This window comes from Oerskovia douganii, from assembly GCF_015142735.1.
In the GTDB taxonomy this organism is placed as follows: domain Bacteria; phylum Actinomycetota; class Actinomycetes; order Actinomycetales; family Cellulomonadaceae; genus Oerskovia; species Oerskovia douganii.
Genome location: NZ_JACSPN010000004.1, coordinates 87,217 through 107,218, shown reverse-complemented (window position 1 = coordinate 107,218; position 20,002 = coordinate 87,217). Strand labels below are relative to the sequence as shown.

Genomic DNA, 20,002 nt, shown 5'->3' with positions numbered 1-20,002 from the left:
CCCGTGCCCGCCGGCTCAGGCGACTAGTCGACCGGGAAGAGCGAGACCGTCAGCGTGCCCGACGGCGCCGCCCACGTCCCGCTCGCGGGTCGCCGCACGGCGCCGGTCCCGTCCCTCCCGCTCGGAGCCCGCCGATGAACGTCACCTCACGCCCCGCCCCCCGTCCGAGCCGCGCGGTCCGCCCGTCGGCCCCGGCCCGCCTCCCGGCCCGGGGACGACTGGTCCGGACCGTGGGCGTCGCAGTCCTCGCGGGGGCCCTGTTGACCGGTGCGACCGCGACGACGGTCGGCGCAGCCGCCGCGACCCCCGACGAGCGCACGACCTGGGCCGTCGAGCCCGCGACCGCCGACGGGCCCGACGGGCGCGTGTCCTACCGGCTGACGGTCGACCCCGGCGCTCAGGCCGTCGAGCACGTGACCGTGACCAACTTCAGCGACCACCCGGCGACGTTCGACGTGTACGCGAGCGACGGCGTCGTGACCGCGGACGGCCAGTTCGACCTGCTCCCCGCCAGCACCACCCCCGTCGACGGCGGGGCGTGGATCACGCTGGGCGAGGGCGGGACCGCAGGTCCGTCCCGACGGATCGAGGTCGCCGCAGGGGACTCGGTGACCGTCCCGTTCACCGTCACCGTGCCCGCCGACGCGACCCCCGGCGACCACCCGGCCGGGGTCGTCGCAGCCCTGGCGAGGGCGGAGGACGACGGGACGGCCGTCACGTTCGACACGCGCGTGGGTGCGCGCCTGCACCTGCGTGTCGCGGGCGACCTGGCCCCGGCCCTCGCGCTCGCGGACGTCCGTGCGACGTACGAGCCGAGCTGGAACCCGTTCGCGCGCGGCGCGGTGCGGGTCGACTACACGGTCGTGAACGAGGGCAACGTGCGTCTCGGCGCGGACACGCAGGCGACGATCGCGGGCCTGTTCGGCTGGAACGCGCGCGACGTCACGGCCCCCGCGCAGCGTGAGGTCCTGCCGGGCCAGGGCGCGAGCGGGACGGTGGTGATCGAGGGCGTCTGGCCGTTGGGCAGGGTCTCGGGCGACGTGACGGCGATCCCGCTCGTCGTGGGCGACGACGTGGTCGAGGTCGCACCCGCACCCGTGACCGCGACGTACGGGGCCTGGGCCCTGCCGTGGGTGCAGGTCGGAGCGCTGCTCGTGCTGGTGGGCCTGGTGCTCGGCGTGGTCCGCGCACGGCGCCGCCGCGAGGCGCGCACGCAGGCGCGGATCGAGGCCGCGGTCGCAGCGAGCACGGCAGCACCGGGCCGCGCCGGCACAGCCGGCGCCCGGTTGTCCCCCTGACGAGGATCCGCCCGGCGCGGTCCGAGCCCGCTGGCTACGATCGGGGCGTGCCTCCGACGACGAACGCCACCCCGCCCGTCGACCCCTCGCGCACCGGGTCGCGACCGGTGCGCGTCGTGATCGCGCCCGACGCGTTCAAGGGGTCCGCGACCGCGGCGGAGGTGGCCCGCCACCTCGCCGACGGGGTCCTCGCGGCCGCGCCGGACGCCCAGGTCACGCTCCTGCCCATGGCCGACGGGGGAGAGGGCACGCTCGACGCGCTCCTGTCCGTCTGGGGGGTCGAGGCGCGCGAGCTCACGACGGTGGACGCGATCGGCCGCCCGCACCGCGCCCGGTACGGCGTGTCGGCCGACGGCCGGATCGGCGTCGTCGAGCTCGCGGCGGCGAGCGGCCTGCCCGGGGTGAGCGACGTCGGCCTGCAACCCCTCCACGCGCACACGCGCGGCACCGGAGCGCTCGCCGCCGCGGTCCTGGACGCCGGCGTCGAGGAGGTCGTGGTGTGCCTCGGGGGCTCGGCCTCGACCGACGGGGGCGCGGGCCTCCTCACAGGGCTCGGCGCCCGGCTGCTCGCGCACTCCCCGGCCACCGTCCCGTCCTCGACGGACGACGAGCTCGCGGGCCGGCTCGTGCCCGACGGCGGCGAGGGGCTCGCGCGCGTGGTCGGTCTCGACCTCGACGCGCTGCACCCACGGGCGCGGGAGGTGCGGTGGCGGCTGGCGGTCGACGTGACGAACCCGCTCGTGGGGGAGCGCGGGGCGGCAGCCGTCTTCGGTCCGCAGAAGGGTGCGAGCGAGGCGGACGTGGCGTTCCTCGACGCGGCCCTCGGACGCTGGGCGGACCTGCTCGAGCGCCGGACCGGGGTGCGGACCCACGACCTCCCCGGGGCCGGTGCCGCGGGCGGGGTGCCCGCCGCGCTCGTCGCGGTGCTCGGGGCCGAGCTCGAGCACGGGGCGACGCTCGTCGCGGAGGCGATCGGGCTGCCGGCCGCCGTGGCCGACGCCGACCTGGTCCTCACGGGCGAGGGGTCGTTCGACTCCCAGTCGGTCAGCGGCAAGGTCGCGGACGCGGTCGGGGCGCTCGCGGCGGCGTCGACCGGGCGCCCGCCCGTCGTGGTGATCGCAGGGCAGGTCCTGCTGCCCGCTCGTCGCGCGCGGGCCGCAGGGATCACGGCGGCGTTCTCGATCGCTCCGGGGCCGATCGACCTCGACGAACTGATGGGCCGGACGCCGACCCGGCTGACGGAGGTCGCAGCCTCGGTCACGAGTCTCTACCTGGGTTCCTGGCGCTGAGTGCATGATCCGGCTGCGACACGCCCGGCGAGTCGCTGCCGAATCATGCACTCAGCGGTGAAGGGCGTCAGTCCGTGATCGCGAACGCGTCGATCTCGACCAGCATCTCCTCGCGGGGCAGCCCCGTGAAGACCGTGGTGCGGGCCGGCAGCACGCCGCCCGGGCAGTTGGCCTCGACGAACGCGCCGTACGCGTCGTTCATGATCGGGAAGTCCTCACGCTTGGTGAGGTACACGCGGAGCATCACGACGTCGTCGAACGTGGCGCCCGCGCCCTCGACGATGGCCTTGACGTTCTCCAGGGTCCGCGTGGTCTGCGCCGCGACGTCGCCGGGGTACAGGTACTCGCTCGTCGCGGGGTCGACCGGGCCCTGACCCGAGACCTGGACGAACGGGCCCTTGCGCACCCCCTGGTGGAACGTGTGGGCGGGCGTCGGTGCGTGCGGGGTGCTGATCGGGGACTTGGCGGTGCTCATGGTGTCTCTTTCTCTCTGGATCCTGCGGGAGGTGCCGGGTGGTCCGGCGCGGTCAGAACTCGGTGCCGACGATGTCGATCACCTGGTCGTCGTCGGTCACGACGGCGGCCACGCGCCACTTGTCGAAGAGCGTGCACGGGTGCGAGATCCCGAACCCGACGACGTCGCCGGGCCGGATCCGTGCCGTGACGGGGGTGCTGCCCGCGGGCGTGGGGTCGATCGTGAGGTACAGGTGCTGGTCGTTGAGACCCGTGACGCGCGTGCCGGCGAGGTCGTGCGCGGGGCGCAGGTCGCCGTTCTCGTCGAGCGTGCGGACCCACAGGGCCGTGGGCAGGTCGATGTCGTAGGACACGTCGCGCCGCCCGACCCCGCACAGGACCAGCCCGGGCTCCGGCACGGAGAGCACCTGACCCCACACGACCGCGGCCGCGTGCATGGGCTCGCCGCCCGGGATGCGGTCCCACGGGTCCATGCGTGCGCAGAACCCGTGGTCGTGCGTGAGGTAGGCGCCCGAGCGCACGACGACGCGCACGTCACGCGTGATCGAGGACCCGTCCGGCCCGTCGGTCCCGGTGCTTCCGGGGACGGTGAGCGGCCCCGGGAGCTCGGCGAGCACGACGTCGAGGAACGAGCTGCCGCCCGCGGTCACGACGACGGGCTCGTCGTCGGGCACGAGGCCCTCGCGGACGAAGGCCGCCGCGACGTCGCGCAGCCCGCGGCAGTAGGCCGTGACCTTGGCCAGGTCCTCGGGCGTGGTGCCGCCCGCGGCCGAGCCCTCGTACCCGGCGACGCCCGGCAGGCGCAGGCCCGCGGCACGCACGGCGCGGGCCAGGCCCAGCGCGTCGGCGGTGCTGCGCACGCCCGTGCGCCCGCCCGGGACGCCGACCTCGACGAGCACGCCCAGCCCGGCGACGACCTCGGGGGAGGCCCCGGCGAAGCCGCGCGTGAGCAGACCGACGCCCTCGATCGAGTCGACGTAGACCCACACCTCGAGCGGCGTGCCGCCTGGGGCGACCGAGGCCTCGAGCTCGCGGCGCAGCCACGCGATGTCGCGCGGGTCCACGAGCTCGTTCGCGAGGAACACGCGCTCGACGCCCCACGTGCGGACCACGCGCAGCTGGGACGGGTTCGCGACCGTCGCGCCCCACGCCCCGGCGCGCGCCTGACGGGCGTAGAGCCCGCGGGACATCGCGGTCTTGACGTGCGGTGCGTGCTCGACGCCGTGCTCAGCGCACAGCCGCGCCATGAGCGCGACGTTGTGGTCGAGGGCCGCGTCGTCGAGCGTCAGCAGCGGCCACGAGAAGGTGTCGTCGGTGATGCGGGGCGAGCCGGCGAGGACGTCGGCGACGGTCCGCTCGGCGTCGAGCCGCAGGCCCTTGGTCGCGGGCCCGACGACGAGGCCCGGGTCCTCCGGCACGGTCGCGCGGCCGGACGGCTGGGTGGGGTGGGTCATGCGTTCCTCCCGGTGGGTTCGTAGCCGCAGCGCACGGAGCCCATGCCGGCGGAGACCGCGCGGGCGGCCAGCACGACGAGCGGGCCCAGCTCGCGCACCCGGGCGGGTGGCATGTGCGAGGCGAGGGCGGAGACGGAGAGCGCGCCGATCGCGGTCTCCGTGTGGTCGACGACGGCGGCCGCGACGCAGCGGACCTCGGCCTCGTTCTCGCGGTCGTCGATCGCGTAGCCGCGCTGGGCGACCGTGCGGATCTCCGCGCGCAGGTGGTCGGGGTCCGTCACGGTCCGGTCGGTGACGGCGGGCATGGGGTGCTCGACGACGGCGTCGAGCAGGTCGACGTCGCTCGCCGCGAGGATGGCCTTGCCGACGCCCGTGCAGTACAGCGGCATGCGGCGGCCGATGCGCGAGGCCATGCGCACGACCGCGGTGTTCTCCTTCTTGTCGATGTAGACGACGTCGAGGCCGTCGTGCACCACGAGATGGCACGTCGCGCCCGACGCGCGCATGAGGGCCGCGAGGTGCGGCTCCGCGACCGTCCGCAGGTCCAGCCCCTCGAGGTAGGCCTGGCCCAGGCGCAGCGTCCCGGCGCCGAGGACGAACCGCCCGCTGGGCGTCCGCCGGACCAGGTGGACCTCGACGAGCGGGGCGAGCAGCCGGGAGACGGTGCTCTTGTGCGTCCCCAGGACGTCGGCGAGCTCGATGAGGCTGAGGCCCCGGGCGGCGTCGTGGCGCAGGGCGTCGAGGATCGCGAGGGCTCGACGGAGCGACTGCGACGAGTTCCGGGCGGCGTCGGAGGCCGGGCTCCCTGCGCCCGGTGCACCGGAGGTCGTGGCGCGTGCACCAGCCGTCATGCGCGGCCCGCCGGGACGGTGGGCCGCAGCGCGCGCCCCGGGGTCGCGCCGGTGGGCTGCCCGCCCGCGAGCACGGGGATCCCGGCGACGAGCACGTCGTCGATCCCGGTCGCGGGCCGGCGCGGGTCCTCGTACGTCGCGACGTCCTGCACGGTCTGCGGGTCGAGGAGCACGACGTCGGCCCGGGCACCGGGCGCGAGGCGGCCCCTGTCGGTGAACCCGAACCGCTCGGCGGCGGCCGTGGACAGGTGCCGCTCGGCGTCGTGCCACGTCCAGTCGCCGAGCGTGCGCACGTGCTCGGCGAGGAAGCGTGCGAACGCCCCCCAGCCGCGCGGGTGGGGGCGGCCGCCCTGGTAGATCGCGTCCGACCCGCCCATCTGCGCCGGGTGGCGCAGCAGCGCCCGGACGGACTCGGGCGAGTTGGTCGGCGGCTGGGCGAACACGCAGCCCGCGCGCAGGTGGGTCGAGACGAGGATGCGCAGGGTCGTGTCGACGGGGTCGAGACCCAGGCGGTCTGCGACGTCGAGCAGGGGCATGCCCTCGCTCCACCGCAGCTCGCCGGGGACGGCGGCCATGGTCACGCGACCCCAGAGGTCCGCGAGGCCGGGGAAGTGCTCGGCCTTGAGGCGCGCGACGACGTCGGGGTCCTGGAGCATCGCGACCGTGGCGTCCGGGTCCGCGATGGGCAGCCACGTGGGGAGCGAGACCATCGAGAGGATCGAGCAGCCGCGCAGGTACGGGTACGAGTCGAACGTGACGTCGAGCCCGGCCGCGCGGGCGTCCTCGACGTAGCCGATCAGCTCCGCCGCAGGACCGTGGTAGTGCGAGACGTGGGTCGCGACCCCGGACGCCCGCGCGACGCGGACCAGCTCGGCCATCGCGGTCCCGGCCTTGTCCTCGTAGCCGCGCATGTGGCTCACGTGGGGCAGGCCGCGCTCGGCGAGGACGCGGGCCAGGGCGACGAGCTCGTCGTCGGTCGCGTTCGACGCGGGGGCGTACTCCAGGCCTGTCGACATGCCGCACGCGCCGTCGTCGAGGGCCTCGCGCAGCAGGTCCGTCATGCGGTCGATCTCGGTGGGGGTCGCGGGCCGGGCCGCGCCGCCCAGGACGCCGTACCGGAGCGTGCCGTGCGGCACCAGGTAGGCGACGTTGAGGGGGGTGCTGCCCTCGTAGGTCGCGAGCAGGTCCGCGACCGACCCGCCCCGGAACGTGGGGTGCTCGCCGTTGATCGCGCTGAAGTACCCGGTCGCCCAGGTGTGCGCGTCGGGGGTGCCGGCCGCGACGGGCAGCGGCGCGGAGGGGGCGTACGACACCCCGTCCTGCCCGACGACGATGCTCGTCACGCCCTGGCGCAGCATCGCGAGCTGCACGTCCGGGTCCAGGACCGCGGCCTCGCCGTGCACGTGCGAGTCGATCAGCCCGGGCAGCGCGACGCGTCCCGCCGCCTCGACCACGTGTGCGCCTGCGGGTGCCTGCACGCTCCCCGCGGCCACGACGTCGAGGATCGTGTCGCCCGCGACCAGCAGGTCGACGGGCTCCGAGAGCCCGTCCGGGGTCGTGAGCCGTGCGCCGCGCACGACGAGCGTCACGCCCGCGTCCCGTCCGCCGGCATCGCTCGTCGTCTCCGTGGTGCTCATGCCTGTCCCTCCGAGTGCTCGTCCCGTCCCTCGACCCAGCCGCCCACGCCTGCCCAGCCGCCCGCGGCCATCTCCTGGTCGAGGTGGCGCAGGAAGCCGTGCACGCCGGGGCGCTGCTGCCACGGCGTCGGCCCGCCGAGCGGGCGGTACTCCACGCCGGCCGCGTCGAGGCGCGGCAGGTGGTCGTGCTCGAGCCGCGCGAGGAACTCGGCCGAGGCCGACCCGCCCGGGGTGCGCTCCGCCGTCGGGCTCCAGACCACCTCCGCGAACGCCGCGAGGCGCGGGAACGTCGCGTAGTCCACGCGGCGCGGCGAGTCGAGGTGCTCGGACCAGACCTCGGCCTGGGCGCCCAGCAGGCGACCGGGCGCGGAGTCGAGACCGGGGTGCTGTGCCAGGACCTCGGGCGGGAACGGGTCGAACGCGTAGACGTCCTCGACCGTGCGCAGGAAGCCGACGGGGACGGGCTCGTCCTCGCCGTCGCCCGCGCGGTGGTCGAGGTAGACGACCTGCTCGGGGGCCATGACGACGTCGTTGCCCGCCTCGAGCGCGTCGGCACCGACCGTGAAGCCGCGCCACGCGGTCACGACGACGTCGCGCGGGAGCTGCTCGCCGAAGCCCTCGTCCCACACGACCGCACGGCGCCCCCTGGCCGTGACGTGCTCGCTCAGGCGGGCCAGGAACCAGCCCGCGAGGTCGGCGACGTCCGCCAGGCCGCGCCGCTCCGCGAGGGCCACGATCGCCGGGTTCTCGCGCCACAGCGTCGTGGGGACCTCGTCGCCGCCGATCGCGATCCAGGGGGAGTCGAAGACGCTGCAGACCTCGTCCAGGACGTTCGTGAAGAACTCGAGGGCCTCGTCCGACGGGTCGAGGACCTCGGTGCTCACGCCCCACGTGGTGCGCACCGTGTGCGGGGTCTTGCGCGTCCCGAGGAACGGGTAGGCCGCGACGGCGGCCTCGACGTGCCCGGGAGCGTCGATCTCCGGCACGACGACGACGCCCCGCTCGCGCGCGTAGGCGACGATCTCGCGCAGGTCGTCCTGGGTGTAGAAGCCGCCGTGCGGGCGCCCGTCGAAGACCCCGGTGCGCCACGTCCCGACGTTCGACTCGGCGCGCCAGGCGCCGACCTCCGTGAGGAGCGGGTAGCGGTGGACCTGCATGCGCCAGCCCTGGTCGTCCGTGAGGTGGAGCTGGACGACGTTGAGCTTGTGCGCGGCCGCGAGGTCGATGAACCGCATGACCTCACGCGGGGGCAGGAAGTGCCGGGCGACGTCGAGCAGCACGCCGCGCCAGCCGAAGCGCGGGTGGTCCTCGATCGTGAGGACGGGCAGGAGGGCGGCGGACGCGGGGGCGTCGGTGGCCGCGGTGACCGGCGCCGTGCGGTACGCCTGCGGTCCCGCGAGCTGGCGCAGCGTCTGGACGCCCGCGTGCGCGCCGGCCACGTCCGCGGCCGTGAGCAGCACGGCCTGCGGGGTGATCTCGAGGCGGTAGCCGCCTCCGGGCCGCGAGGCGTCGAGGGCGAGGGTCACGCCTGCCGGGCCGGCGTCGTCGGGCTGCGCTGCGGAGCGGGGCGCGGCGCTCACGGCGAACGGCAGGTCCAGGCCGAACGCGTCCTCGGTGGTCCGGCGCCACCATCGCGCGGCCGGGGCGAGGGCCGGGTCCGTGCGCACGGGGGTGCCGTCGGTCAGCGGGAACGAGCCGGCGGCGAGGTGCAGGCTCACGGGCGCGGGCAGGAGCCCAGGCGTGGGGGTGGGGGCGCTCACGCGTCGAGCCTAACCACGGCCTGGCGCTCGTGAAGTGCCGCGCACACGGGTTGTTGTGCAGTGCACACCGCTCGTGCGGGGGATTCGCGTGTCGGCGGCCCCGCCTAGGCTCGCGGACATGTCCGCCCAGAAGCTCCGCCTGCTCGACTCGTTCTTCACGCTCGCCCACGAGCCCCACTCCGCGTTCCCCGACGACGACGAGTGGGTCGCGCTCGTCCGCGCCCCCGAGGGGCTCACGGTCCTGCGCGAGGCCTCGCCGTTCGGCGGCGACGGAGACCGGTGGGCCGGCTTCTACGGCGACGCCCACGGGCTCGGCAAGCCCGGGATGCTCGCCGCGATCGTCGCTCCGCTCGCCGACGCGGGCATCGCGGTCTTCGTCGCCTCGACGTTCCACGCGGACCTCGTGCTGGTCCCCGAGGACTCGGTCGAGGCCGCCACGGACGTGCTCACCGACGCGGGGCACACCGTGACGCGGGGTCGCGCGTCGTTCTGACGAACTGTCCCGTCAATGTCACGTCGGCCTCGATCCCCTCGGGCGGGGAACGTCCAGGAACGACTGAGAAGATGGCGGCATGCCCTCGTACTCGCCCCAGACGACGGCCGCCGGACCCGGTGCACGGACCAGCACCGCTCCTGCCGCTGCCGCAGAAGTCCGCCCCTACGACGCCCTCCTCCTGTACTCGTTCGGAGGGCCCAACAAGCCCGAGGACGTCGTGCCGTTCCTGCGCAACGTCACGGTCGGCAAGGGGATCCCCGACGAGCGTCTCGAGGAGGTCGGAGAGCACTACTACGGGTTCGGGGGCAAGAGCCCCATCAACGAGCAGAACCTCGCGCTCAAGGCAGCGCTCGAGGAGGAGCTCGCGGACCGCGGGATCGACCTGCCCGTCGTGTGGGGCAACCGCAACTGGGAGCCCTACACGCGCGACGCCGTCGAGCAGCTCGCCGAGGCCGGCGCCCAGCGCGTCGTGGCCCTCGTGACCTCGGCCTTCTCGTCCTACTCCGGGTGCCGTCAGTACCGGGAGGACCTCGCGCTCACGCTCGACGCGCGCGGTGAGCTCGGTGCCGACGGCTCGACCGGCATCCAGTTCGACAAGGTGCGCTCGTACTTCAACCACCCCGGGTTCGCGCAGGCGAACATCGACGCGGTGCTCGAGGGCTACGAGGCGCTCGCGGCCAAGGGGGGCGACGTCACCGAGGCCCGCCTCGTGTTCGTCACGCACTCGATCCCGCTCACCATGGAGGCCGCGTCGCGCATCTCGCACGCGACCTACTCGCGCCAGCACCTCGACCTGGCCCGCGTCGTCGCGGAGGAGGTCTCGGCGCGCCTCGGCCACGAGGTCGAGTGGAACCTCACGTTCTGCTCGCGCTCGGGCCCGCCCGCGCAGCCGTGGCTCGAGCCCGACGTCAACGACCACCTGGAGTCGCTGGCCGCCGACGACGTCACGAACGTCGTGCTCTCGCCCATCGGCTTCGTGTCCGACCACATGGAGGTCGCGTACGACCTCGACACCGAGGCCATGGAGACCGCGGCGCGGCTCGGGATCACCGCGGTGCGCGCCGGCACGGTCGGCACCCGTGCCCCCTTCGTCAAGGGACTCGTGGACCTCGTGCTCGAGCGTGCGGCGATCGCCCGCGACGAGAAGTTCACGGAGGCCGTGGTCGGAGAGCTCGGCCCGTTCCGCTCGGTGTGCGCGCCGGACTGCTGCCTGCGCCGCGACGGGGAGCCCAGCGGCATCCCGGCGCTGTGCAGCACGGACCTGCACCGCTGACCCGACCCGCACGACTCCCGGGACGTCGACGGACCGGGAGCACGACGTACTTCAGAGAGGCACGACGATGAACGACGCACACCGCGTCCCCGTGGACCACGAGCAGATCAACGACTCGATCCGCTACACCATGTGGTCGGTCTTCGCGCTGGCCGAGTCCCTGCCGGCCGATCCCGCCGAGCGCACCGAGATGGTCGAGGCCGCGCTCGCCGCGGTCGGCGGCGGCGACGACCCGGCGGCCGTCGACGGCGACCTCGTGGTCCGCGGGTGGTACGACGTGGGCGGCCTGCGCTCCGACGCGGACCTCATGGTCTGGTGGCACGGCCCGACCGTCGAGTCCGTCCAGGGCGCGTACCAGCGCCTGCGGGCCAGCGAGCTCGGCCGTCACCTCGAGCCGGTCTGGTCCAACGTCGCGCTGCACCGCCCGGCCGAGTTCAACCGCGGGCACGTCCCGGCCTTCCTCATGCACGAGGAGCCGGGGGCGTACCTGTGCGTGTACCCGTTCGTGCGGTCCTACGACTGGTACCTCCTGCCCGACGCGGAGCGCCGCACCATGCTGCGCGACCACGGTCTGGCGGCCCGTGACTACCCGGACGTGCGCGCCAACACGGTCGCATCGTTCGCGCTGGGGGACTACGAGTGGCTCCTGGCCTTCGAGGCCGCCGAGCTGCACCGCATCGTCGACCTCATGCGCGAGCTGCGGGCCACCGAGGCGCGCCGCCACGTGCGCGAGGAGACGCCGTTCTTCACGGGCCCCCGGACGACGCTGATCGAGTGGGCGGGGCGTCAGCCGCTGTCCTGAGCCCGGGTCGTGCCGCTGGGTGCGGAGCGGCCGTCGCGGATCCTGCCGATCTGCGACAGCCGCTCCGCACTCAGCGTTCGAGCGGGTCCCGGGCGTCGAGGGTGCGGCCGAAGGCCCCGAACAGGTCGACGGACATCGGTACGTGGCCGTGCTCCCAGGCGGGCGTGACGTACTGCTGCTCGGCGAAGGTCCGGTCCGTGGACGACGCCCCGGTCGTCTCCGGGGCGAGGAGACGGACGAGTGCGCCGAGCCCCGCTCGCAGCATGCTGTTCATGTGGTTCTCCGACGGCGGGCCGCGGCGCGGCGATGTGCTGGCGCCGGAGCGTAACCGTTCAGGGGCTTGTCGCACCAGCGGAGCGACCCCAGGATGCTCAGCATGCTGAGTATTGGCATGCTGGGAGCATGAGCACCGTCCGAGGAACCATGTCAGCCCAGCCCGTCGAGGCCCCCACGACCGCCGACCGGGTCCGTCAGGTCACCGTCCTCGTCGGGGCGGCGGTCGCGATCGTCGGCGCCGCGTACGGCTCCGGGGCGTTCGGCGGCCAGGCGATCCAGGACGCCGCCGGGGGAGCCCTCGCGGCCGACGCGACCGTGGTCGCCCCCGACGGTCCCGCGTTCTCGATCTGGTCCTTGATCTACCTGGGGCTCGCGGTGTTCGCGGTCTACCAGGTGCTCCCGCGCCAGGCCACGGACCCCCGGCTCCGGGCGGTGTCCTGGTGGGTCCTGGCCTCGATGCTGCTCAACGCCGCGTGGATCGGCGTCGTCCAGACCGGGGTCCTGCCGCTCAGCGTCCTGGTGATCGGCGTCCTCGTGGCGGTCCTCGCCGTGATCCTCGTCCGCCTCGTCCGGACCCCTCCCACGACCGCTCTGCAGGCCGTCGTCCTCGACGGCACGGTCGGGCTCTACCTGGGCTGGGCCAGCGTCGCGACGCTCGCGAACGTCGCCGCGACGCTCGCCGACGCCGGCGTGGGGGAGCTGGCCCTGGGGGCGACCGCCTGGGGCGTCGTCGTCGTCGCAGCCGGAGCCGTGCTGGCGATCGCCTACGCGGTCTTCGCGGCACGCCGCCCCGTGGTCGCGATCGGCATCGGGCTGGCCATGGCCTGGGGGCTCGGCTGGATCGCCGCCGGCCGGGCCGCCGGTCCGCTCGTCGACGGCACGGTCGCGGTCGCCGCCGGCGTCGCGGCGGCCGTCGCGCTCCTCGCCCCCGTCGTGACCACGCTGCGCGCACGACGCGGCTGACGCTGCGCCGTCGGGCGCCGGCGGGCGAGCGGGCGCGCCGGCCCGCACGACGCAGGGGCGGTCCGCGCCGCGCGCGGCCCGCCCCTGCCGGGCGCCGGGTGAGGACCGCTACGGGTAGAGCCCGCGGATCTGGTGCGCCTCCGCGGTGCGCTGGATCCCGATGACGAGCGCCGCGTCGCGCAGGCTCATCTCCCCGCGGCGGGCGAGCGACGAGACCCCCTGGTACGCGACGTGCATGCGGTGCTCGAGCTTCTCCCCGATCTCCTGCTCGGTCCACCAGTACGCCTGGTTCGCCTGCACCCACTCGAAGTAGGAGACGACGACGCCGCCCGCGTTCGCGAGGATGTCCGGCACCACGGTGACCCCGTTCTTCGCGAGGATGCGGTCGCCGGCGGCGGTCGTCGGACCGTTCGCTCCCTCGACGACCCAGCGGGCCTTGACGGTGTGCGCGGTCTCGTCGTCGAGCACCCCCTCGACGGCGGCAGGGATGAGCACGTCGACCGGCAGCGCGAGCAGCGCGTGGTTGTCGATCGGCTCCGAGTCCTCGAAACCGACCACGGTCCCGGTCTCGGCGACGTGCCGGAACAGCGCGGCGACGTCGAGCCCGTCCTCGTCGTGGACGCCGCCGTACTGGTCGCTCACCGCGACGACGCGGGCGCCCTGGCCCGCGAGGATCGCTGCCGCGTGCGAACCCACCTTGCCGAATCCCTGGACAGCGACCGACGCGTCCGAGACCTCGAGGCCCGCCTCCGCGAGCGCGGCCTTGGTCGTGTGGACCACGCCCTGGGACGTGGCCGTGGTGCGCCCGAGCGAGCCGCCCACCGGGATGGGCTTGCCCGTCACGACGCCCGGGATCGTGTACCCCTGGTTGACCGAGTAGGTGTCCATGACCCACGCCATGGTCTGCTCGTTGGTACCCATGTCCGGGGCCATGATGTCCCGCTCGGGGCCGATCACGGGCATGATCTCGCTCGTGTACCGGCGGGTCACGCGCTCGAGCTCGGCCTGCGAGTACTGGCGCGGGTCGATCGAGACCCCGCCCTTGGCCCCGCCGTACGGCAGGTCCACGACCGCACACTTCCAGGTCATCCACATCGCGAGCGCACGCACCTCCTCGATGTCGACGCTCGGGTGGTAGCGCAGGCCGCCCTTGCCGGGGCCGCGCGAGACGTTGTGCTGGACGCGGTATCCGCTGAACAGCACGATCTCCCCGCTGTCACGTCGTAGCGGCACCGAGACGTGGACCTCGCGGCGCGGGGTCGCGAGCATCTCGTGCAGGCCCGGGTCGTACCCGAGGATCTCGACCGCGCTCGCGAGCTGGCTGTGGGCCGTCGCGAGGGCCGAGGCCTTCTCGTGGGACGGTTCAGGGGCGGATGCTGCCTGGGGGGTACCGCTGGTGGGCGGCGTTGACGTCGTCGTCACTCTTCCTCCGGGTGATGAGGTATCCCGGCCTCCGAGGTGAGAGGCCGCGTCCGACCAACGTACCGCCAGGTCGGTCGCGGTTTCACGTCCGCGCCCGCGTCGGACGTGCCCGGTTCACCCCAGGGCGTCGATGCTCGCGAGCTCGTCGGGGCTCAGCGAGAAGCCGGAGACGTCGAAGTTCTCCTCGATCCTGGCCGGGGTCACGGACTTGGGGATCACGACGAACCCGTGGTCGAGGTGCCAGCGCACGACGACCTGCGCGGTGCTCACGCCGTGCGCCCGGGCGACCGCCTGCAGGGCGGGGGAGTCGAGGTTCGTGCGCTTGAACGGGCTGTACCCCTCGAGGACCACGCCGCGCCTGGCGTGCTGCTCGACGAGGTGCGCGTCGTAGTCGTCGGGCCCCCAGGGGATCTGGTTGACCGCGGGGGTCTCGCCCGTCTGCTCGGACAGGATGTCGAGCTGGTCCACCGAGTAGTTGGACACCCCGACCGATCGCACGAGGCCGACGTTCCGCGCCGCGAGCAGCTCGGCCCACACCCAGGGCGAGGCGTCTCCGGACGGCGGCCAGTGGATGAGCCACAGGTCCAGGTAGTCGGTCCCGAGCAGGCGCAGCGACTGGGCGAGGGTCTCGTGCTCGCGACCCACGTCCGCGGGGCGCAGCTTGGTCGTGAGGAACACGTCCTCGCGCGGGACACCCGACGCGGCGAGGGCACGGCCGACCTGCTCCTCGTTGCCGTACATGGTCGCGGTGTCGATGTGCCGGTACCCGACGTCGAGCGCGTGGCGGACCGCGCGGTAGCAGTCGTCGCCCTCGGACTGCCAGGTGCCGAGGCCGAGCAGGGGGATGTCGCCGCCGGGCAGGGCAGCGGTGGGGATCGAGGTCATGGTTCCCAGTCTTGGCACGGCCCGGGCGGGGACGCGAGCGGGGGAAGGGCGACGGGCGGACAGGTCGCGAGGTGCTGGTCGGTCTCGGCGCCGGACGCGGTCGTCGTCGCACCGGGGCGCAGGTGGCCGTACGACGCTTCCCGTGCAGCGGCACCGCTCGCCCGGACGGCGGCGTCCTGCGCGGTGCCCGATGCGTACAGCGCGGCAACGAGCACGATCGTGAGTCCGCCGACCAGCTTCGACCACCCCGGGAGCGCGAAGGTCGAGATCCCCGCCACGACGGCGCCGATCACGACCGGCACCGGGATGCCGTGGAGCGGGGCGAGGGGGAACTCGCCCTGCGCCACGAGCTCCGCCCCGATCCCCACGGGCACGAGCAGGGTGAGCACGATGCCCAGCCCGATCCGGCGCCGACCCGTGGCTGCCCGCAGGAGAGCGACGTTGGCGAATCCCATCCCGACGAGCAGCAGAAGCCCGAACGGAAGCATGACGACCGGGGCGAACATGGCCCCGACGAGGATGCCCGGGCCCGGTGTGGCGCCGAACGCGGCAAGGGCTCCGCAGCCCAGCGGCACAGCGACGGGAGCGAGACGGTCCTGCCCGGTGCGGCCGTCCTCGGAGGCGGGCCGTGGCGCTGTCATCCGCCGATGCTAGCGCTTGCGCGCGGGGACCAGGGCCGTCCCGGTGGACCGACCGCGAGACGCGGGTCCGACAGCACCTACCGCCGCGCCCGCCGCCGGAACGACGACGGCGTCTCGCCCGTCAGGCGCGCGAAGGTGCGGGTGAACGCGGGCTGGTCGTAGAAGCCCGTGGCGACCGCGACCTCCGCGATGGGGAGGTCCGTCCCGGCGAGCAGCTCGGCCGCGCGGTCGACCCGGGCGCGGAGCACGAGCTGTCGCGGGCTGAGCGAGAACACGCGCCGCACGCGGCGGTCCAGCACGGCGGGCGTGCACCCCGCCAGCGCCGCGAGGTCGGCGACCGTGAGCGCCTGCCCCAGGCGCTCCTCGATCCCTGCGACGAGACGCGCCATCGAGTCCATCGAGGCGTCGTCGGCGTCGTCCTCGCGCAGGTCCTGCGAGACCGAGACCAGCCCGACGAGGTGACCGGCGCCGTCGTGCACCGGGAGCTTGGACGTCAGGAACCAGCCGGGCGTGCCGCCCAGGCGGCGGATGAGCTCGAGCTCGTTGCGCAGCGGGCGCCCCGAGCGCAGGACCTCGGCGTCCTGCTGGTCGTAGCGCTCGGCGAGCTGCGGCACGAACAGGTCCGTGGCACGCCTGCCCACCACGGCGCGCCGGGAGCGCTCGTTGGTGCGCGCCACGAAGACCCGGTTGACCAGCACGTACCGGCCCGTGACGTCCTTGGCGCAGAACATGGTCGACGAGAGCTCGTCCATGAGGTCGACCATCGCCGGGCTCAGGGCAGCGAGCAGCGCCTCGCCCTCGGGCCAGGTGCGTGGTGGGGTGGACTTGTCCGGAAGCGATGCCATGACAGCCCGGATCGTACAAGACGAAGCGTCAGCAACCGAGGCACGCTAGGACGATGAGCAACGAAGCATCGCCTGCCCCCGCGGCAGCACGCGCGGAGGACCGGTCACGAGCCGGCGCCCCCGCGTCCCCCGACCGCGTCGGCGTCCCGACCACGACCCCGATCGACCACCTGACCGACGACGCCGCGCGCCTCGCGCTCGGCTGGATCGCCGCGGCGAGCGCGGCCTCCGAGGGCGCGCGCGAGCGCAGGACCGCCGAGCGCCTCGGCGCCCTGGTGTCCGACCCCGCCGGGCTCGAGCTCGCGGTGCGCTTCGTCGACAACGTCGCGCGCCCCCAGGACGTCCAGGTCGCCGCGCACGAGCTGGGCCTGCTGGGCGGGCTCGCGGGCGGCGCCCAGGGGTTCCTCGGCCCCGTCGACACCGCGCTCCTGCGGCTCGGTGCGCGCATGGCACCCCTGCTGCCCAAGGTCGTCGTGCCCGCCGCGCGGATCCGCCTGCGCCAGCTCGTGGGCCACCTCGTGGCCGACGCCGGGCCGGGGCTCGGCAAGCACCTCGCGCGCACGCGCGCCGAGGGCTACGCGCTCAACGTCAACCTCCTCGGGGAGGCCGTGCTCGGCGAGGACGAGGCCCAGGCACGCCTCGCCCGCACCATCGCGCTCGTCGAGCGCCCCGACGTCGACTACGTGTCGGTCAAGGTGTCCTCGGTCGCGTCCCAGCTCGTCACGTGGGACCTCGAGGGCTCGCGCGACCGCGTCGTCGAGCGGCTCCTGCCGCTGTTCCGCGCAGCGCGCGACCACGGGGTGTTCCTCAACCTCGACATGGAGGAGTACCGCGACCTGGCCCTGACGACCGAGGTCTTCCAGACGATCCTCGGGCGCGACGAGTTCCGCAGCCTGGAGGCCGGGATCGTGCTCCAGGCGTACCTGCCCGACGCGCTGGGTGCGCTCGACGGCCTCACCGTGTTCGCGACCGAGCGCGTCGCGGCGGGCGGAGCCCCCGTCAAGGTGCGCCTCGTCAAGGGCGCGAACCTCGCGATGGAGAAGGTCGAGGCCGAGCTCCACGGCTGGGAGCAGGCGCCCTACCCGACCAAGCCCGACGTCGACGCCAACTACGTGCGCCTCGTCGACCACGCGCTGCGCGCCCCACGCACCGACGCCGTGCGGATCGGCGTCGCGAGCCACAACCTGTTCCACGTCGCGCTCGCGATCCTCGTCGCGCGCGCCCGCGGGGTCAGCCACGCGCTCGACATCGAGATGCTCCAGGGCATGGCGCCGGGCGAGGCGCGGGCCGTGCGGGACGAGGTCGCCCGGGACGGCGGCCGCGTCGTCCTCTACACCCCGGTCGTCGCGCGCGAGGACTTCGACGTCGCGATCTCCTACCTCGTGCGCCGCCTCGAGGAGAACGCGGCCGAGCAGAACTTCCTGCACGCCATGTTCGCGCCCTCGGACCACCCCTCGGACCACCCCTCGGACACCGCGATGGACCGCCAGGAGGCCGCGTACCGCGCCTCGGTCGAGCTCGGCACCCGGTACTCCGACGCGGACGTGACGCCGCGTCGTCAGGCGCGCGACGCCGTCGGGCCGCTCGATGCGGCGACGCCCGGCGACGCCGTCGCGACCGGGTTCCGCAACGCCTCCGACACCGACCCGGCCGTCGCGGCGAACCGCGCCTGGGCCGCACGGGTCGTCGGGCCCGACTCCGGGTACGTGCCCGCGCAGTCGCCCGAGGTGACCAGCACGGACGAGGTGGACGACGTCGTCGCGCGTGCGGGGAAGGCCGCCGCGGCCTGGGCGCAGGTGGTCCCCGCGGACCGCGCCCGCGCGCTGCGGGCCGTGGCCGCGCGCCTCGAGGAGGCGCGCACCGCGCTCGTGACCGCGATGGTGCACGAGCCCGGCAAGACCGTCGCCGAGGCGGACCCCGAGGTCAGCGAGGCCGTCGACTTCGCGAGCTACTACGCGCGGTCGGCCGAGGCGCTCGATCAGGTGCCCGGCGCGACGTTCACGCCCGACGGCGTGACCCTCGTGACCCCGCCGTGGAACTTCCCCGTCGCGATCCCCGTGGGCGGGATCGTCGCGGCGCTCGCGGCCGGCTCGGCCGTGGTCGCCAAGCCTGCCCCCGCGACGCCGCGCTGCCTCGAGGTCGCGGTCGACGCGATCCACGCGGGGCTCGCGGACGCCGTGGCGAGCGCGCCCGCGGGCAGCAGCCTGACGGCCGAGGCCGTGCGCGACGTCGTGCAGCTCTCACGCGTGCCCGACGGCGACCTGGGGCGCCATCTCGTGACGCACGAGGGCGTGGCCCGCGTGATCCTCACGGGGGCGATCGAGACGGCGCAGATGTTCGCGTCGTGGCGCCCCGACCTGGACGTGCTCGCCGAGACGTCGGGCAAGAACGCGATCGTCGTGACCCCGTCGGCCGACCTGGACCTCGCAGCGGCCGACGTCGTGCGCTCGGCGTTCGGTCACGCGGGGCAGAAGTGCTCGGCGGCCTCGCTCGTGATCCTCGTGGGCTCGGTCGGCGACCTGCGCACCGAGACCGGTCGCCGGTTCTCGGTGCAGCTCGTGGACGCGGTCCGCTCGCTCGCGGTGGGACCGGCGACCGCCGTCTCGACGACCATGGGGCCTCTCACCGAGGTCGCCGAGGGCAAGCTGCTGCGCGCCCTGACGACGCTCGAACCCGGCGAGCAGTGGCTCGTCGCGCCGCGCCGCCTCGACGCCGCCGGCCGCCTCTGGACCCCGGGCCTGCGCGCGTGCGTCGCACCGGGCTCGTTCTTCCACCTCACCGAGGCGTTCGGCCCGGTGCTCGGGATCATGACGGCCGCGACGCTCGACGAGGCGATCGAGCTGCAGAACGCGGTCTCGTTCGGCCTCACGGGCGGCATCCACAGCCTCGACGACACCGAGGTCGACACGTGGCTCGACCGCGTCCAGGTCGGCAACGCCTACGTCAACCGGGTCATCACGGGCGCGATCGTGCAGCGCCAGTCGTTCGGCGGCTGGAAGCGCTCGGCCGTGGGCCCCGGCGCCAAGGCGGGCGGCCCCAACTACGTGGCCGAGCTGGGCACGTGGAGCGACACCGTCGCCGGGGGCCCGGGCTCGGCGGGCGAGGTGCCCGACGGCGGCCCCGTCCCCGCGCGCGACGTCTCGCCCGAGGCGTGGCTCGCCTGGGCGCGGGCCGACGACGCCCGCTGGTGGGCGCACGAGTTCGCGGTCGAGCACGACCCCTCGGGCCTGCACGTCGAGTCGAACGTGTTCCGGTACCGGCCGGTCGACGTCCTGACGGTCCGTGTCGGCACGGGGGCTGCGCCGGTCGAGGTCGAGCGCGTGCTGTCCGCGGCCCGCACGGCCGGGGTGCCGGTCGTGGTGAGCCGCGCCGACGGTTCGTCGCCGGTGAGCGACGCCGGCTTCGCGGAGGCCGTCGCGCGCGGCGAGGTCAGGGGCAGGGTGCGCGTCGTGGGCGCGGCGCCCGGGCTGCGTGAAGCGGCCGGGAGCCGGGTCGGCGACGTGACCGTGCTGGACCACCCGGTGCTCGCGAGCGGTCGACGCGAGCTGCTCACGGTCCTGCGCGAGCAGGCGATCAGCCGGACGATGCACCGGTTCGGTCACGTCACACGCTGACCCCCTGGGGTGGGGGGGGGGG

The 20,002-nt window shown here is 74.6% G+C and carries 17 protein-coding genes; 7 read left to right on the top strand and 10 right to left on the bottom strand.

Annotation, left to right across the window (positions count from 1 at the left end):
* Positions 1–134: 134 nt before the first annotated feature.
* Positions 135–1,298, top strand: coding sequence for a WxL protein peptidoglycan domain-containing protein (locus H9623_RS04680; RefSeq protein ID WP_193718901.1), 1,164 nt, complete (start codon positions 135–137; stop codon positions 1,296–1,298).
* A gap of 47 nt (positions 1,299–1,345) precedes the next feature.
* Positions 1,346–2,587 carry a glycerate kinase gene (locus H9623_RS04675; protein ID WP_193718900.1) on the top strand — a complete coding sequence of 414 codons (1,242 nt, stop codon included), beginning with the start codon at positions 1,346–1,348 and terminating at the stop codon, positions 2,585–2,587.
* A gap of 67 nt (positions 2,588–2,654) precedes the next feature.
* On the opposite strand, the gene H9623_RS04670 is transcribed toward H9623_RS04675, so the two are convergent.
* The 5 genes from H9623_RS04670 to H9623_RS04650 are packed head-to-tail and all read right to left on the bottom strand — an operon-like array spanning position 2,655 to position 8,763.
* Positions 2,655–3,062, bottom strand: a complete 408-nt coding sequence (locus tag H9623_RS04670) for a RidA family protein (RefSeq protein ID WP_193718899.1) — start codon at positions 3,060–3,062, stop codon at positions 2,655–2,657.
* Between the two features lie 52 nt (positions 3,063–3,114).
* Complete coding sequence (locus tag H9623_RS04665) at positions 3,115–4,515, bottom strand: type III PLP-dependent enzyme domain-containing protein (RefSeq protein ID WP_193718898.1); 1,401 nt, start codon at positions 4,513–4,515, stop codon at positions 3,115–3,117.
* On the bottom strand, positions 4,512–5,366 hold the full coding sequence (locus H9623_RS04660; protein ID WP_193718897.1) for an IclR family transcriptional regulator: 855 nt from the start codon (positions 5,364–5,366) through the stop codon (positions 4,512–4,514). Before H9623_RS04660 ends, H9623_RS04665 begins: the two co-directional genes overlap by 4 nt.
* Complete coding sequence (locus H9623_RS04655) at positions 5,363–7,003, bottom strand: N-acyl-D-amino-acid deacylase family protein (protein ID WP_193718896.1); 1,641 nt, start codon at positions 7,001–7,003, stop codon at positions 5,363–5,365. The genes H9623_RS04660 and H9623_RS04655 overlap by 4 nt, the downstream gene beginning before the upstream one ends.
* On the bottom strand, positions 7,000–8,763 hold the full coding sequence (locus H9623_RS04650; RefSeq protein WP_193718895.1) for a beta-N-acetylhexosaminidase: 1,764 nt from the start codon (positions 8,761–8,763) through the stop codon (positions 7,000–7,002). The genes H9623_RS04655 and H9623_RS04650 overlap by 4 nt, the downstream gene beginning before the upstream one ends.
* A 118-nt stretch (positions 8,764–8,881) precedes the next feature.
* Here H9623_RS04650 and H9623_RS04645 point away from each other — a divergent pair, with 118 nt between their 5' ends.
* The 3 genes from H9623_RS04645 (at position 8,882) to hemQ (ending at position 11,334) form a co-directional block, all read left to right on the top strand.
* Complete coding sequence (locus tag H9623_RS04645; protein WP_193718894.1) at positions 8,882–9,256, top strand: ACT domain-containing protein; 375 nt, start codon at positions 8,882–8,884, stop codon at positions 9,254–9,256.
* Between the two features lie 79 nt (positions 9,257–9,335).
* A complete protein-coding gene (locus tag H9623_RS04640) occupies positions 9,336–10,532 on the top strand; it encodes a ferrochelatase (RefSeq protein ID WP_193718893.1) in 1,197 nt (398 codons plus the stop codon).
* A gap of 67 nt (positions 10,533–10,599) precedes the next feature.
* Complete coding sequence (gene hemQ, locus H9623_RS04635; protein WP_193718892.1) at positions 10,600–11,334, top strand: hydrogen peroxide-dependent heme synthase; 735 nt, start codon at positions 10,600–10,602, stop codon at positions 11,332–11,334.
* Between the two features lie 70 nt (positions 11,335–11,404).
* Here the strand turns inward: hemQ and H9623_RS04630 are convergent, their stop codons facing one another.
* Entirely contained in the window at positions 11,405–11,608 is a 204-nt protein-coding gene (locus tag H9623_RS04630) for a hypothetical protein (protein ID WP_193718891.1), read from the bottom strand.
* Positions 11,609–11,736: 128 nt separating this feature from the next.
* Here H9623_RS04630 and H9623_RS04625 point away from each other — a divergent pair, with 128 nt between their 5' ends.
* The gene (locus H9623_RS04625) at positions 11,737–12,573 is read left to right on the top strand and encodes a tryptophan-rich sensory protein (RefSeq protein ID WP_227748175.1); all 837 of its coding nucleotides are present in this window, start codon (positions 11,737–11,739) and stop codon (positions 12,571–12,573) included.
* Positions 12,574–12,681: 108 nt separating this feature from the next.
* Here H9623_RS04625 and H9623_RS04620 read toward each other — a convergent pair whose 3' ends face one another.
* The 4 genes from H9623_RS04620 to H9623_RS04605 form a co-directional block, all read right to left on the bottom strand.
* A complete protein-coding gene (locus tag H9623_RS04620) occupies positions 12,682–13,995 on the bottom strand; it encodes a Glu/Leu/Phe/Val family dehydrogenase (protein WP_321575281.1) in 1,314 nt (437 codons plus the stop codon).
* A 114-nt stretch (positions 13,996–14,109) separates the two neighbouring features.
* Positions 14,110–14,880 carry an aldo/keto reductase gene (locus tag H9623_RS04615; RefSeq protein WP_193718890.1) on the bottom strand — a complete coding sequence of 257 codons (771 nt, stop codon included), beginning with the start codon at positions 14,878–14,880 and terminating at the stop codon, positions 14,110–14,112.
* Positions 14,877–15,521, bottom strand: a complete 645-nt coding sequence (locus H9623_RS04610; protein WP_193718889.1) for a hypothetical protein — start codon at positions 15,519–15,521, stop codon at positions 14,877–14,879. The genes H9623_RS04615 and H9623_RS04610 overlap by 4 nt, the downstream gene beginning before the upstream one ends.
* Positions 15,522–15,598: 77 nt before the next feature.
* Complete coding sequence (locus tag H9623_RS04605) at positions 15,599–16,366, bottom strand: AraC family transcriptional regulator (RefSeq protein ID WP_193718888.1); 768 nt, start codon at positions 16,364–16,366, stop codon at positions 15,599–15,601.
* 53 nt (positions 16,367–16,419) lie between these two features.
* Between H9623_RS04605 and H9623_RS04600 the strand changes: the two genes are divergently transcribed.
* The gene (locus tag H9623_RS04600) at positions 16,420–19,980 is read left to right on the top strand and encodes a proline dehydrogenase family protein (protein ID WP_193718887.1); all 3,561 of its coding nucleotides are present in this window, start codon (positions 16,420–16,422) and stop codon (positions 19,978–19,980) included.
* Positions 19,981–20,002 lie beyond the last annotated feature (22 nt).